The sequence below is a fragment of the Streptomyces sp. NPDC002835 genome (assembly GCF_053591995.1).
In genome coordinates, this window is the sequence record NZ_JBSFUW010000028.1 from 47,862 (window position 1) to 60,727 (window position 12,866).

The 12,866-nt window shown below is 73.5% G+C and carries 13 protein-coding genes; 8 read left to right on the forward strand and 5 right to left on the reverse strand.

Going from position 1 to position 12,866, the window contains the following annotated elements; all coding sequences use genetic code 11:
• The first annotated feature begins 22 nt into the window (after positions 1 to 22).
• From ACWD01_RS26140 to ACWD01_RS26150, 3 genes are all read left to right on the forward strand, one after another.
• Positions 23 to 1,135, forward strand: coding sequence for a DUF2330 domain-containing protein (locus ACWD01_RS26140; protein ID WP_451165238.1), 1,113 nt, complete (start codon positions 23 to 25; stop codon positions 1,133 to 1,135).
• 10 nt (positions 1,136 to 1,145) lie between these two features.
• Positions 1,146 to 1,817, forward strand: coding sequence for an O-methyltransferase (locus ACWD01_RS26145; RefSeq protein WP_451165239.1), 672 nt, complete (start codon positions 1,146 to 1,148; stop codon positions 1,815 to 1,817).
• Between the two features lie 64 nt (positions 1,818 to 1,881).
• Positions 1,882 to 2,214: an antibiotic biosynthesis monooxygenase family protein gene (locus ACWD01_RS26150; RefSeq protein WP_451165240.1), complete on the forward strand. Its 333-nt coding sequence runs from the start codon at positions 1,882 to 1,884 to the stop codon at positions 2,212 to 2,214.
• 23 nt (positions 2,215 to 2,237) lie between these two features.
• Here the strand turns inward: ACWD01_RS26150 and ACWD01_RS26155 are convergent, their stop codons facing one another.
• Both ACWD01_RS26155 and ACWD01_RS26160 read right to left on the reverse strand, forming a co-directional pair.
• Positions 2,238 to 2,732, reverse strand: a complete 495-nt coding sequence (locus ACWD01_RS26155; RefSeq protein ID WP_451165241.1) for a hypothetical protein — start codon at positions 2,730 to 2,732, stop codon at positions 2,238 to 2,240.
• Positions 2,732 to 3,370 carry a hypothetical protein gene (locus ACWD01_RS26160; RefSeq protein ID WP_451165242.1) on the reverse strand — a complete coding sequence of 213 codons (639 nt, stop codon included), beginning with the start codon at positions 3,368 to 3,370 and terminating at the stop codon, positions 2,732 to 2,734. Before ACWD01_RS26160 ends, ACWD01_RS26155 begins: the two co-directional genes overlap by 1 nt.
• A 116-nt stretch (positions 3,371 to 3,486) precedes the next feature.
• On the opposite strand from ACWD01_RS26160, the gene ACWD01_RS26165 reads away from it, so the two are divergent.
• Complete coding sequence (locus ACWD01_RS26165) at positions 3,487 to 3,966, forward strand: GNAT family N-acetyltransferase (protein ID WP_451165243.1); 480 nt, start codon at positions 3,487 to 3,489, stop codon at positions 3,964 to 3,966.
• Between the two features lie 17 nt (positions 3,967 to 3,983).
• Here the strand turns inward: ACWD01_RS26165 and ACWD01_RS26170 are convergent, their stop codons facing one another.
• Complete coding sequence (locus ACWD01_RS26170; protein ID WP_451165244.1) at positions 3,984 to 6,053, reverse strand: MDR family MFS transporter; 2,070 nt, start codon at positions 6,051 to 6,053, stop codon at positions 3,984 to 3,986.
• Between the two features lie 158 nt (positions 6,054 to 6,211).
• On the opposite strand from ACWD01_RS26170, the gene ACWD01_RS26175 reads away from it, so the two are divergent.
• Together ACWD01_RS26175 and ACWD01_RS26180 are read left to right on the forward strand one after the other, a co-directional pair.
• Entirely contained in the window at positions 6,212 to 7,354 is a 1,143-nt protein-coding gene (locus tag ACWD01_RS26175; RefSeq protein ID WP_451165245.1) for a peptidoglycan-binding domain-containing protein, read from the forward strand.
• A 120-nt stretch (positions 7,355 to 7,474) separates the two neighbouring features.
• Positions 7,475 to 8,134 carry an HAD-IA family hydrolase gene (locus tag ACWD01_RS26180; protein WP_451165246.1) on the forward strand — a complete coding sequence of 220 codons (660 nt, stop codon included), beginning with the start codon at positions 7,475 to 7,477 and terminating at the stop codon, positions 8,132 to 8,134.
• A 44-nt stretch (positions 8,135 to 8,178) separates the two neighbouring features.
• On the opposite strand, the gene ACWD01_RS26185 is transcribed toward ACWD01_RS26180, so the two are convergent.
• A complete protein-coding gene (locus ACWD01_RS26185) occupies positions 8,179 to 8,763 on the reverse strand; it encodes a TMEM165/GDT1 family protein (RefSeq protein ID WP_451165247.1) in 585 nt (194 codons plus the stop codon).
• A 247-nt stretch (positions 8,764 to 9,010) separates the two neighbouring features.
• Positions 9,011 to 9,763: an ABC transporter permease gene (locus ACWD01_RS26190; RefSeq protein ID WP_451165248.1), complete on the reverse strand. Its 753-nt coding sequence runs from the start codon at positions 9,761 to 9,763 to the stop codon at positions 9,011 to 9,013.
• 166 nt (positions 9,764 to 9,929) lie between these two features.
• Between ACWD01_RS26190 and ACWD01_RS26195 the strand changes: the two genes are divergently transcribed.
• Together ACWD01_RS26195 and ACWD01_RS26200 are read left to right on the forward strand one after the other, a co-directional pair.
• On the forward strand, positions 9,930 to 10,616 hold the full coding sequence (locus ACWD01_RS26195; protein ID WP_451165249.1) for an HNH endonuclease family protein: 687 nt from the start codon (positions 9,930 to 9,932) through the stop codon (positions 10,614 to 10,616).
• Between the two features lie 478 nt (positions 10,617 to 11,094).
• Positions 11,095 to 12,834 carry an alkaline phosphatase D family protein gene (locus tag ACWD01_RS26200; RefSeq protein ID WP_451165250.1) on the forward strand — a complete coding sequence of 580 codons (1,740 nt, stop codon included), beginning with the start codon at positions 11,095 to 11,097 and terminating at the stop codon, positions 12,832 to 12,834.
• The last annotated feature ends 32 nt before the right edge of the window (positions 12,835 to 12,866 follow it).

Sequence of the window (12,866 nt, forward strand, 5' to 3'; positions counted from 1 at the left end):
TCACGGCGCCGTCACAGAGGGCATGCGGGGGAACATACAAGAATTCGGGTCACGCGCGCGCGTGCTCACCGTGCTGCTGGCGCTGCTCATGCTGCAGGTCGGTTCGCTGGTCGGACCGGCCCATGCCTGCGGGTGCGGGGCGATGGTCGTCGACCAGAACGCGCAGTTCTCGGTGCACCGCGAGTCCGCGGTGGTCGACTGGGACGGCCGCACCGAACAGATCGTCATGCGCTTCACCGTCGACTCGGACGCGCCGGAGGCGGCGTGGATCATGCCCGTGCCGGGGCGGGCCACCGTGGAGCTCGCCGACGCCGCGGTCTTCGACGAACTGGTGCGGATCGCCGCGCCGGTGCACCGTACGCGCCACTACTTCTGGCCCCGCAACGGCGACTGGCCCTTCGACCACGGCGACGGCGCGCCGGGCGCGGCCCCGGGGCAGGGAGCGGACGGTTCCGGGGTCGGGGTCGTCGGCCGGGAGAGGCTCGGCGACTTCGACGTGGCCCGGCTGACGGCGACCGACCCGGACGCGCTGGGCGACTGGCTCACCTCGAACGGCTTCAAGATGCCCGACGGGCTCGGCGAGGACCTGCGGCCGTACGTCGACCAGGGCTGGGAGTACGTCGCCGTACGCCTGGCGCCGGCCGAGCAGGGCAAGGTGCTCGACGGCACGCTCGACCCGCTGCGGCTGAGCTTCGCGAGCGAGACGCTGGTCTATCCGATGCGGCTGTCCCGGCGGGCCACGACGGCCCAGTCGCTGGGCCTGTTCGTGCTCGCGCAGCACCGGATGGAGCCGCGCGGCGCCATCGGCGGCTCCGAGCCCGAGGTGACGTACGCGGGACAGATCGAGCCCAAGGGTGCGGTGGGCCGCCTCACCGACGGGGAGGACCGTTTCCTCACCGTGCTCGACCAGCGCTTCCCCGACCCCGGCCGGATCGACGGCGACCACGAGCTGGTGCCCGCCGCCTCCGACACACCCTTTCAGCGGGTGGTGTGGGACGACGACCTGCTGACGGTGGCGGGCGTGCCGGTGTGGCTGATGGCGACCGGCGTGCCGGTGGCCGCCGCGGCTCTGGTCGTGTGGCGCGTACGGGTGAGACGACGCGGGGCGCTGCCGGTGGCGGTGCGGGGAACGTAGGTTTCCCCGTATGACTCAGGATCAGTGGCAGGCCGTCGACGGCTACATCAGCGATCTTCTCGTCCCCCAGGACGAGGCCCTGACCGAAGCGCTCGCCGCGAGCGAGGCGGCGGGGCTGCCCGCCATCAATGTGGCGCCCAACCAGGGGAAACTGCTGCATCTGCTGGCCCGTGCGCAGGGCGCCCGCACGGCGCTGGAGATCGGCACGCTCGGCGGCTACAGCACGATCTGGCTGGCGCGGGCGCTGCCGGCGGACGGCCGGCTGATCTCGCTCGAGTACGACCCGGCCCACGCGGACCTCGCCCGCGCGAACATCGCGCGGGCCGGCCTGGACCAGGTCGCGGAGGTCCGCACCGGCGCGGCCCTCGACCTCCTGCCGCGCATCGCGGCGGAACCGGGCGCGGGCCCCTTCGACCTGGTCTTCATCGACGCGGACAAGCCCAACAACCCGCGTTACGTGGAGTGGGCGCTGCGTCTGGCCCGCCCCGGCAGCCTGATCGTCGTCGACAACGTGGTGCGCGGCGGGGCCGTCGCCGACGCGTCGAGCGAGGACCCGGCGATCGTCGCGACGCGCGAGATGTTCGAACTGGTCGCCAACGAGCCGCGGCTGGACGCGACGGCGCTGCAGACGGTGGGCGGGAAGGGCTACGACGGCCTGCTGGTGGCGCGGGTCACGGCGTGACGGTGGCGCGCCCGGCGTCCGGGGCGGCGGCGGCCGGGCCGGACTCGTACGGGAGGATGGCCGCATGAGCATCGTGAAGATCAACGTCCTCACCGTCCCCGACGAACAGCGCGAGGTTCTGGAGAAGCGCTTCGCGTCCCGCGCCGGCGCCGTCGAGGGGTCCGACGGGTTCGAGTGGTTCGAGCTGCTGCGGCCCGTCGAGGGCACCGACCAGTACTTGGTCTACACGCGGTGGCGTGACGAGGCCGCGTTCCAGGCGTGGATGGAGGGGCCGATGAAGGCCGCCCATCAGGGCGGCGGCGCACAGGGCGGTGGCGGCGAGCGTCCCAAGCCCGCCGCCACCGGGTCCACCGTGTGGTCGTTCGAGGTCGTGCAGCAGGCCGCGCCCAAGGGCTGACCGGCCGGACACCGGGTCCGCGGTCAGATCCGCAGCAGCCGCTCCGTCGTCTCGCGGTACTTCCGCAGTGCGACCCGCAGTTCCTCGGTGTCGTCCGCGGACCCGGGCCCGGACGCGGCGCCGGACGCGGACTCCCGCAGCGTCCGCCGCTGTTCCGCCAGGGACGCCGTGATCCGGTCGCCTGCGTCGTCGAGGACGGCCGCCGCCTCTTCGACGGCGCGGCGCGGGTCGTCGACGAAGCCGGCCAGCGTGTGCTGCAGGCGCTGTTCGAGCCGTTCGCGCTCGTCCGGCGGCAGCAGCGGCGCGGGTGCCGCCGCCCCCGGGTCGAGGACGGGCTTCAGCGGCTCGTCCGCCGGCCCGGGCCGGGTCGTGTGGGACGCGCTTCGTTCGCTGCGTTCCGCGGTCTGCTTGCCGTCCCGCCCGCCCGGCGCGGCGGGGGCGTGGGTTTCACCCGCGGCGCCGAAGGAGCCGGGCGGGACGGCAGTCGGGGGGAGGTCGTCGCCGGGCCGGTGCCGCATCACGCACCACTCCGCCCCGGCTTCAGCACATGCCCTCGCCCGTGGCCGCGCCCCTGCCCGTGTCCGGGCCGGTGGCGGCCGTGGTCGGCGGAACGGTCCGCGACCAGGTCCTCGAAGAGGTCGCGCGCGTCGACCATCGCCTCGCGCAGGCCCTCCGTGCTCGCGCCGGAGTCGGCGCGTGCGGCGCGGTGCACCTCGCGGTAGCCCTCGATGTGGCGGGGGTGGTGGACGGAGAGCGCGGCGAGCTGGTCCTCGTAGCGGCCGGCGGCCGGGAAGCCCCGGTCGGCGGCGAGGCGGCCGAGGAGCTGGTCGGCCTCGGCGACCGCGCTGCGCGGGGAGTCGACGAAGCGTTCCTGCACGGCGGCCCATTCGGCGTCGTACTGTTCGCGCACGCCGGGCGCCAGCGGCTGCAGCGTGAGGTCTCCGTGGCGCCGGACGCGGTCCTGCAGTTCGCGGTCCGTCGCCTTGGCGTCGCCGTCGTGGCGGGCCAGGACCCTTTCGTACTCGGGTCCGAAGCGCCTGCGCAGCGCCCCGCGGCCGCCGCCCTGTGCGCGGCGGCGTGCGTAGAGCGCGCCCGCGACGATCAGGAGGACGACGACCACCGCGACGACGATCAGAACTGTGGTCAGTGTTGACATGACTCACCTTCCGGGTCTGACCCGTGGGCGGACGCTCGCGGTTGGCGAGCGTGCATAGCTGCGAGTAACCGGGAAATGGTTGGCCAAACAACGACCGGCCGGGATACAGAGGGCTCATGACTGTCTGGACCCTGGCCGCCGAGCCGTTCGACTCCCCCGATGCCACCGCGCTGCGGCGCGCGTACTACCACGATGTGGCGAGCCGCTACTGGGACCGGCCCGCGACCGCCGAGGAGGTCGACGACGGGCTGCGGGACGACGGCGCGGAGCTGCTGACGCCGCCGACGGGCCGGTTCGTCGTGGGCCGGTACGGCGGTGCGGCGGCGGCCTGCGGCGGGGTGCTGATGTTGGACGAGAAGCGGGCCGAGCTGACCCGGGTGTTCCTGCGGCACGAGGCCCGCGGCCGGGGCGGCGCCGGTCTGCTGATGGCGCGGCTGGAGGACGAGGCCCGCGCGCTCGGCGCCGTCCGGATGGTGCTCAACACCCGGCTGGACCTGGTCGAGGCGCGTGCGCTGTACGTCCGGCACGGCTACGCGGAGATACCGGCGTACTGCTCGGGCCCGTACATGGAGATCTGGTACGGCAAGGACCTCTGAGCCGGACCGCGGGACGGTCAGACGAGGGGGTGCCGCCCGTGCGGGGGCTCGTGGTCGCGGCGCGGCTCGGGGCTGTGCGGGGTCTCGTCGTCGGAGCCGCACAGCTCCAGGTTCAGCTCGTGGACCAGCTGGACGAGGTCGGTCGGGCGGTCCGGGTCCCACCAGTCGCCCAGCAGTTCGGCCAGCGAGTCCTCCCGCGCCTGCGCCAGATCGACGGCCACCTCAGCTCCCCGGTCGGTGAGCATCAGGCCGAGGCCCTCGCGGTGGGCGAGCCCGCGTCCCTCCACCTCGCGGGCGGCCTCGGTGATCGCCCGCAGGGGTACGGGGGTGGACTCGGCGAGCAGGGCCGGTTCGACGACGCCGTGGCGCTTCATGCGCAGCAGCAGCCAGCCCGAGGCGGGCAGCAGGTCGTGACCGGCCCGTTCGGTGATCTTCTCGTAGATGTGGCGCCTGCCCTCACGGGAGCCGAGCACCGACAGGGCGCGCGCGACCTCGTCGTGGGAGGAGCGTTCGACGGGGTTGGAGGCCAGCGTCTCCGTCGGCTCGGGCGCGGTCACCGAGGCGCGCAGCTTGTCCTCCTTGAGGAACCAGGCGATGAGGAAGGCGAGCAGGACGACCGGCACGGCGTAGAGGAAGACGTCGGTGATGGCCGTGGAGTACGCGTTCAGCACCGACGGACGCAGCCCGGCCGGCAGCTCGCCGATGGCCCGGGGGTCGGCGGCCAGCTCCGCGGGCCCGGCGCCGGGCGGGATCTGCCGTCCGGCGAGGGCGTCGGTGAGCTTGTGCTCCAGCCGGTTGGTGAAGATGGTGCCGAAGATGGCGACGCCGAACGAGGCGCCGATGGAGCGGAAGAACGTCGCACCGGACGTGGCGACGCCGAGGTCCTCGTAGCCGACGGCGTTCTGGACGACGAGGACGAGGACCTGCATGACGAGGCCTAGTCCGGCGCCGAAGACGAAGAAGAAGGTGCTCATCAGCCAGGTGGAGGTGTCCCGCTCGAGCTGGTGGAGCAGCAGCAGCCCGAGTGCCGTGACCGCCGTGCCGAGGATGGGGAAGACCTTCCAGCGGCCGGTGCGGCTGACGATCTGCCCGGACGCGGTGGACGTGAGCAGCAGGCCGAACACCATCGGCAGCATGTGCACGCCGGACAGGGTCGGTGAGACGCCCTGGACGACCTGGAGGAACGTCGGCAGGTACGTCATCGCGCCGAACATCGCGAAGCCGATGACGAAGCTGATGACGGCGACAAGCGCGAACGTCCTGATCCGGAACAGCTTCAGCGGCAGGACCGGTTCGGCCGCCCTGCGTTCGGCGGAGACGAACACCACGAGGAGTACGGCTCCGAGGACGGCGAGGCCGATGATCTGCGCCGACCCCCAGGCCCAGGTCGTGCCGCCGAGGGAGGCGACGAGCACGAGGCAGGTGGCGACGGAGGCGATGAGGAAGGTGCCGAGGTAGTCGATGGTGTGGCGGGTCCTGCGTACCGGGATGTGCAGGACGGCGGCGATGACGAGCAGGGCGACGACGCCGATGGGCAGGTTGATGTAGAAGACCCAGCGCCAGGTGAGGTGTTCGGTGAAGAAGCCGCCGAGGAGTGGGCCGAGGACGCTGGTGGCGCCGAACACCGCGCCGAACAGCCCCTGGTACTTGCCGCGTTCGCGGGGCGGCACGAGGTCGCCGACGATCGCCATCGACAGCACCATCAGCCCGCCGCCGCCGAGTCCTTGGACGGCGCGGTAGATGATGAGCTGGGGCATGTTCTGGGCGATGCCGCAGAGGGCGGAGCCGATCAGGAAGATGACGATGGCCGTCTGGAAGAGTTTCTTGCGGCCGTACTGGTCGCCGAGCTTGCCCCACAGCGGGGTTGCGGCGGTCGCGGCCAGCATGTAGGCGGTGACCACCCACGACAGGTGGTCCATGCCGCCGAGTTCGCTGACGATCGTGGGCAGCGCGGTGGCGACGATCGTCTGGTCGAGGGCGGCGAGCAGCATGCCCAGCAGCAGTGCGCCGATGGCGACGAGGATCGTCCGTCGTGCCTGCCCTCCGGGGGCGGGCTCCACCTGAGCGGTGCTCACTTCCTGGGCCATGCCGTTCTCCTCGGTCGGTGACGCAGTGTTCCCTCCCCATCGTGGTGGTTCTGTCCGCTTATGGCCTGCCGAGAGGTGCGCTGAGGCCGGTGGGGCGTTGGGCGTCGCATGGGGCGGCTGCATAATCGGCGGCAGTTCGATGGGGAGGGGAACCGGCAATGACCGGAAACAGATGCCCGGAGTGCGCGAGACCGCGGAACCCGGACGGCAGCGCCGCGCCGGGCTGCGACTGCGCCGAGCGCGCGGGGGCCGCGCACCGTGCGCAACGGGAGGCGGGCGCCTCGGCGGCGGAGTTCGATCCGCTGCGGATCAGGCCGTACGTGACGCTGGAGAGCCTCCAGTACGAGCCGCCGCCGGGCGAGCCGGGGGCGGGCGCGGGGCCGGACGGGTACGCGCCGACCGCTGACGGCGCGCCGCCGCCGGTGCGCCCGGCAGACGCCCCGGGCGGGCACGCCGCGGGCGCCGCCCCGACCGTGGCGTTCGCACCGCCCGCGCAACCGGGGGGCGCCGGGCATCCGGGCGGCGCGCCCGGGTCCGCGGACGACGACACCACGGTGCTGCGGATCGTCGGCGCCGGTCCGCTGCCGGACGCCGTGGGGGGCGCCACCGAGGAGCTGGACCTGTACGTCGCCCACCCGGGGGCGCAGCCCGGACCGCGGCCCCGGCGGCGGCGCCGCGCGCTCGCGGGGATCGTCGTCGGCGCGACGGCCGTCGCCGTCGCGGGCACGGTGACGTTCGCCGGCGGGTTGTTCTCCGGCGACACCCAGCGGGACCGGGCGCTGCACACGGACGTCCGCAGCGGCAGCCCGAGCGCCAGCACCGAGCCGGACGCGCCCGCCGAGTCCGTGTCCGCCGACGCGTCGCCGTCCCCGTCCCCGTCACCGTCCGCGTCGGCCTCCGCGTCCGCCTCGGCGTCGGCGTCCCCGTCGGCCTCTGCCTCTCCCTCGCCGTCGGACGGCGGGCCGAGTACGGGCCCGAGCGCCGGCGACACCCCGGCCGCCCCCTCGGCGCCGCCGTCGACGGCGGTGGCCACGGGCACGGTCTCGCAGGAGCCGACGCAGAGGCCGGGAGGCGGCACCCTGCGGCGCGGCGACAGCGGCCCGGCGGTGACCGAGCTCCAGCTGCGGCTGCGGCAGCTGTGGCTGTATCCGGAGGATTATGCGGCCGACGGGCGGTTCGACAAGGACGTGGAACAGGCCGTGAAGATCTACCAGTGGGACCGCGGCATCGACCGGGACCCGCTCGGGGTCTACGGCCCCCATACGCGCCGCTCGCTGGAGGCCGAGACGCGCGAGCCGTGAGACGGGATTGGCGTCACCGCCCCTGTTTTTGTATCGTGAAGGAACAAAGTGGTTCCGCCCGTACTCCCTGACCGGCGGGCGGAGCCACTTCGTCCTCTTTTGTCGCGCCCTGGAGCCCGTATGACGACCGCCCTGACCGCGAACGCTCTCCTGCTCGACATGGACGGCACCGTCGTCAACTCGGACGCCGTGGTGGAGCGCGTCTGGCGGGCCTGGGCGACCGGGCACGGGCTGGACGCCGACGAGGCGCTCAAGGTCGTCCACGGCCGGCAGGGCTGGGCCACCATGGCGGCGCTGCTCCCGGACCGCCCCATGGAGCAGAACCACGCCGACAACCGCGTCCTGCTCGCCCAGGAGACGGCCGACACGGACGGCGTGGTCGCCGTCGCGGGCGCGCCCGCCTTCATGGCCGCCGTCGCCGCCCTGCCGCACGCCCTGGTGACCTCGGCCGACCTGGCGCTGGCCACGGCCCGCATGGCCGCGGCCGGGCTGCCGATGCCGCGGGTGCGGGTGACGGCCGAGTGCGTCGGCGCGAGCAAGCCGGACCCCGAGGGCTTCCTCAAGGGTGCGGCCGAGCTGGGCTTCGCTCCCGCGGACTGCGTGGCGTTCGAGGACTCGGACGCCGGCATCACGGCGGCCCGCGCGGCGGGCATGCGGGTGGTCGGCGTGGGGCCCCGCGCCCTGGCGATGGCGCCGGACCTCCACGTACCGGACCTCACACACCTCGCGGTGACCGCGCGCGCGGACGGCACGATCGAGCTGCGCCGCGTCTCCACGTAACCGCCCGCGTCCGCGCGCCGGTCACCGGCCGGTGACCGGCACTGCTAGCCGGTGACCGCCTCGAAGAGGCTGAAGCCGGCCAGTGCCAGCATCAGGCACGCCGCGACCTTGGTGATCAGCTTCAGCGGCACGTACTTCATCAGCGTCCGGCCGCCCACGATCCCGATGCCGGCGACCGTCCAGAGCGCCAGCACCGCGCCGACGCCCACCGAGACGGGGTTGTCGTAACGGGCCGCGAGATTGGCGGTCATGATCTGCGTCAGGTCGCCGAACTCCGCGACGAGGATGAGCATGAAGCCCGCCCCGGAGACCTTCCAGAAGGACTGGTCGGCCGGGGCCTTGATGGTCTCCTCGTCGCCGTCGTCCTTCTTCAGCAGCAGCATCAGCGCACCCGCCAGGAACAGGACGCCCACCACGGCCTGCACCAGGCGGTGCGGCAGCAGGGTCAGCACGCTGCCGGCGGCGATGGCGAGCGCGACATGGACGGCGAACGCGGCCGCGACACCGGCGAAGACGTACGAGGCGCGGTAGCGGGTGCCGAGCATCAGACCGGCGAGCGCGGTCTTGTCGGGCAGTTCGGCGAGGAAGACGACGCCGAAGGTGATCGCCATGACGGTGAAGCTGATCACGGGTGGAACCTCAATCGGTCGGGCGCGGCCCTGCCGAGAGTCCTGAGCGTTTCAGGGGTCGCTTCGGCACGGCAGCGCCATGAATACGTACATGGGCACTGCGGCCGAAGGTCTCGCCGGCGCGTCTCTGCGACGAGACGGCCTCCGGGCGCCGGCCGGGCGCGAGGCCCAGCAGTATGTCGACGGTCCGGCGAAGAGCTACTCCCCTTCTGCACCGCACAGCCTACGCGATGCACCCGTACGGCCGTCAGGGACCTTGGTCCCGGCGCGAGCGGTGCAGACGTCCCCTCGCCACCAGCTCCAGCACCAGCGCCACGGCGACCGCCTGCACCGCCATCAGCGCGACCAGTACGAACAGCTGCACCGCGCCCGCCTCCACCGGTGACGCGCCGCCCAGCAGCATGCCGACGAACGCGCCCGGGAGAGTGACGAGGCCCACGGTCCTGGTCTGGTCGAGGCCGGGGAGCATCGCGTCGGACGCGGGCCCGCGGGCGACCTCGAGGCGGGCGTCGCGGTCGGCGAGGCCGAGAGCCAGGCCCGCCTCCACCTCCCCGCGGCGCTGCTCCAGCTCGTCCAGCGCCCGCCGGCCGCCGACCGCCGTCACGGTCAGGGCGCCGCCGATGAGGATGCCGGTCACCGGGACGAGGGTGATGCCCTTCACCGGGACCAGTCCGGTGAGCAGCAGCGCCGTCACGACGGGCAGCACACCCGCGGCGATCGGCAGTCCGGCCCACCACCAGGTGGCGTTGGCGGTGATCCGCCGGCCGGCGGTGCGGACGGCGACGGCATACATGAGGACGAGGAAGGTGAGCAGCAGCGGTACGGAGCGGACGACCCAGCCGATCACCACGGAGACGGCGGCGAGTTGGACCGCGGCGCGCACGCCCGCGACGGCGATGTCGCGCGAACGCCCCAGGTGGGCGAGGGCCGCCACGGTCGCCGCGGCGGCCAGCAGGACGGCCAGTACGGCCCCGAGGGTGAGGTTGACCGGCAGCAGCACGCGGCAACCCTACGCCGCGGAAGGGTTCGTGCCGGTGCGTCAGAACCCTTGATGTGACGTGCCCATGTCGCCACTCTGTTACCTGGCGCCCATCCCCAGGAAACCCTGCGCCGCCAGCATGGCCATGCCCGTACGGCCAAGCTCCCCCCACCTCAGAGGAGTTCACATGTCAGGTGTCTACGCGCGTCGAAGCCGCGGTGCCGGTGCCGGTTCCCGTACCGTCGCCCGCCGAATAGGCGTGCTCGCCGCGGCCTCGGCCCTCGCCACGACCGGTCTGCTGGCCACCGCCCCCGCCGCCCAGGCCGCGCCCCCCACCCCCGTCAGCGCCTCCACCGCCCGCAGCTACCTCAGCCAGCTGACCGTGTCCGCGGAGGGCTCCTCCTCCGGCTACAGCCGCGACCTCTTCCCGCACTGGATCACCCAGTCGGGGTCCTGCAACACCCGCGAGGTCGTCCTCAAGCGCGACGGCACGAACGTCGTGCAGAGCTCCACCTGCGCGGCCGTGAGCGGCCGTTGGTACTCCCCCTACGACGGCGCCACCTGGTACGCGGCCTCCGACGTCGACATCGACCACATCATCCCGCTCGCGGAGGCGTGGCGCTCAGGCGCGAACAGCTGGACCACCTCCAAGCGCCAGCAGTTCGCCAACGACCTGACCCGTCCTCAGCTGATCGCCGTCACGGACAACGTCAACCAGTCCAAGGGCGACAAGGACCCGGCGGAGTGGATGCCGCCGCGGAGCTCGTACCACTGCTACTACGCGCGGATGTGGGTGCACACGAAGTACTACTGGAACCTGAAGGTCGACTCGGCGGAGAAGAGCAAGCTCCAGTCGGTCCTGAATAACTGCTGAGGCGCCGGGGGGCGCGGGGCCCGGCGGCCTTGTCGGGGCTCCGCCCCGAACCCCGCGCCTCAATCGCCGGCGGGGCTGACAAAGTCAGCCCGGCCGGCGTTTGAGGCCACCGCGCGGAGCGCGGTACGCCCGCGCAGCGGGCAGCGTTCGGCGGCGGGGCTGGAACTTGCCGGTCTCGTCGGGGCGCTGCCCCGAGCCCGCGCCTCAAACTCCCCCTACGGCCTGGCGGCCGTGGGAGGTGCCCCCAGCGAGGCTGGAGGTGCCCGGCCGGCGATTGAGGCCACCGCGCGGAGCGCGGTACGGGGACCGGGCGAAGCCCGGCCCGCCCGCGCGGAGGGCGGCACGGGGTCCGGGCGGAGCCCGGTTCGGGAAGGGGCGGGTAGGGGAACAGGTCCGCCGCAGGCGCCACCCCGCCGTGGAACCCCTCCGCCCCCCTGATTCGTTCCGTACCGTACGGGGCGACAGGAAGGGGCGTCACATGACCCGGCTGCGCCTGGGCCCACTGCTGCGGCACGTCGACTGGGAGACGGGCACCGCCGCGACCGTCTGGGTCGAGACGGACCGCGCGTGCACCGCCGAGGTGCGCTGCGACGCGGCCGGCGCCGGCTCCGCCCGGACGTTCGCGATCGCCGGCCACCACTACGCCCTGATCCCGGTCACCGGCCTGACACCCGGCTCGGCGACCGCCTACGAGGTACTGCTCGACGGCGAGCGCGTCTGGCCCGCGGAGGGCTCCGCGCTGCCGCCGAGCACGATCCGCACCCCGGTCCCGGGGGCCGACGCCGTGCGCGTCACGTTCGGGTCGTGCCGCTGGGCGGCCCGGCCCGCCCACGGGCACGACCCGGTGGGGCCGGACGCCCTGGACACGCTCGCCGCGCGGCTCGCCCACGTGCCGGAGGACGAGCGCCCGGACGTGCTGCTCCTCCTCGGCGACCAGGTGTACGCGGACGAGACCTCCGACGCGACCGGCGCCCGCCTGGCCGCCCGGCGCGACCCGGATGTGCCGCCGGGTGAAGGAGTGGCGGACTACGAGGAGTACACCTGGCTGTACGACGAGTCCTGGCGCGACCCGGACGTCCGCTGGCTGCTCTCCACCGTGCCCAGTTGCATGATCTTCGACGACCACGACGTGATCGACGACTGGAACACCAGCACGGCGTGGCTCGCCGACATGCGGGCCACGCCCTGGTGGCAGGAACGGATCGTCAGCGCGCTGATGTCGTACTGGGTGTATCAGCACCTGGGCAATCTCTCGCCCGCCGAGCTCGCCGCCGACCCGCTGTACGAGGAAGTGCGGTCGGCGCCCGACGGGACCGCCGCCCTGCGGTCCTTCGCGGAGAAGGCCGACCAGGACGCGGCCTCCGTGCGCTGGAGCTACCGCCGCGACTTCGGCCGCACCCGGCTGCTGATGGTGGACACCCGGGCCGCCCGGGTGCTGGACGAGCAGAGCCGGTCGATCCTCGACCCGGGCGAGGCCCGGTGGCTGCGCGAACAGGCACTGGACGACCCCGGGGCAGTCGACCACCTCCTCATCGGCACCTCGCTGCCGTGGCTGCTGCCGCCCCTGGTCCACCACGCGGAGAGCTGGAACGCGGCGCTGTGCCGCGGCGAGCGCGGCCCGCGCTGGTCGCGCTTCGGCGAGCGGCTGCGCCGCCTCGCGGATCTGGAGCACTGGTCGGCGTTCCCGTCGTCCTTCGAGGAGCTGTCGCGGCTGATCGCGCAGGCGGGCAGCGGCCCGGACGCACCGGCGACGGTGTGCGTGCTCTCGGGCGACGTCCATCACGCGTACGTGGCGGAACCGGAGTGGCCGGACGGAGGGGACGGGGCGGACGGCCACAACGCCGTGGTCCGGCCCGACGCCCGCGTGCTCCAGCTGACGTGCTCGCCCGTGCACAACTCCATCCCGCGCCCGGTGAGGCTCGGCTTCCGGTTCGGCTGGAGCGGAGTGGGGCGGCGTCTGGGCCTTCTCTTCGCCCGGCACGGGCGCACCGGGCTGCCTCTCGTCCGCTGGCGCCGTACCGGCGGACCGTGGTTCGGGAACCAGTTGATGACGCTGACGCTCCGCGGGCGTTCCGCGTCGCTGCGGCTGGAGCACGCGCGGGCGGAACGCAAGGGCGCCGGCCGCGGCCGGCTGACGACGCTCTTCGAACGCCGACTGACGGTCGGCGCGTCGCCCGCCGACGCGTCGAACACCACTCGCCCCACGGGCGGTTCCTGAACCTCCCACGCCCCACACGAACCAACAGCCCC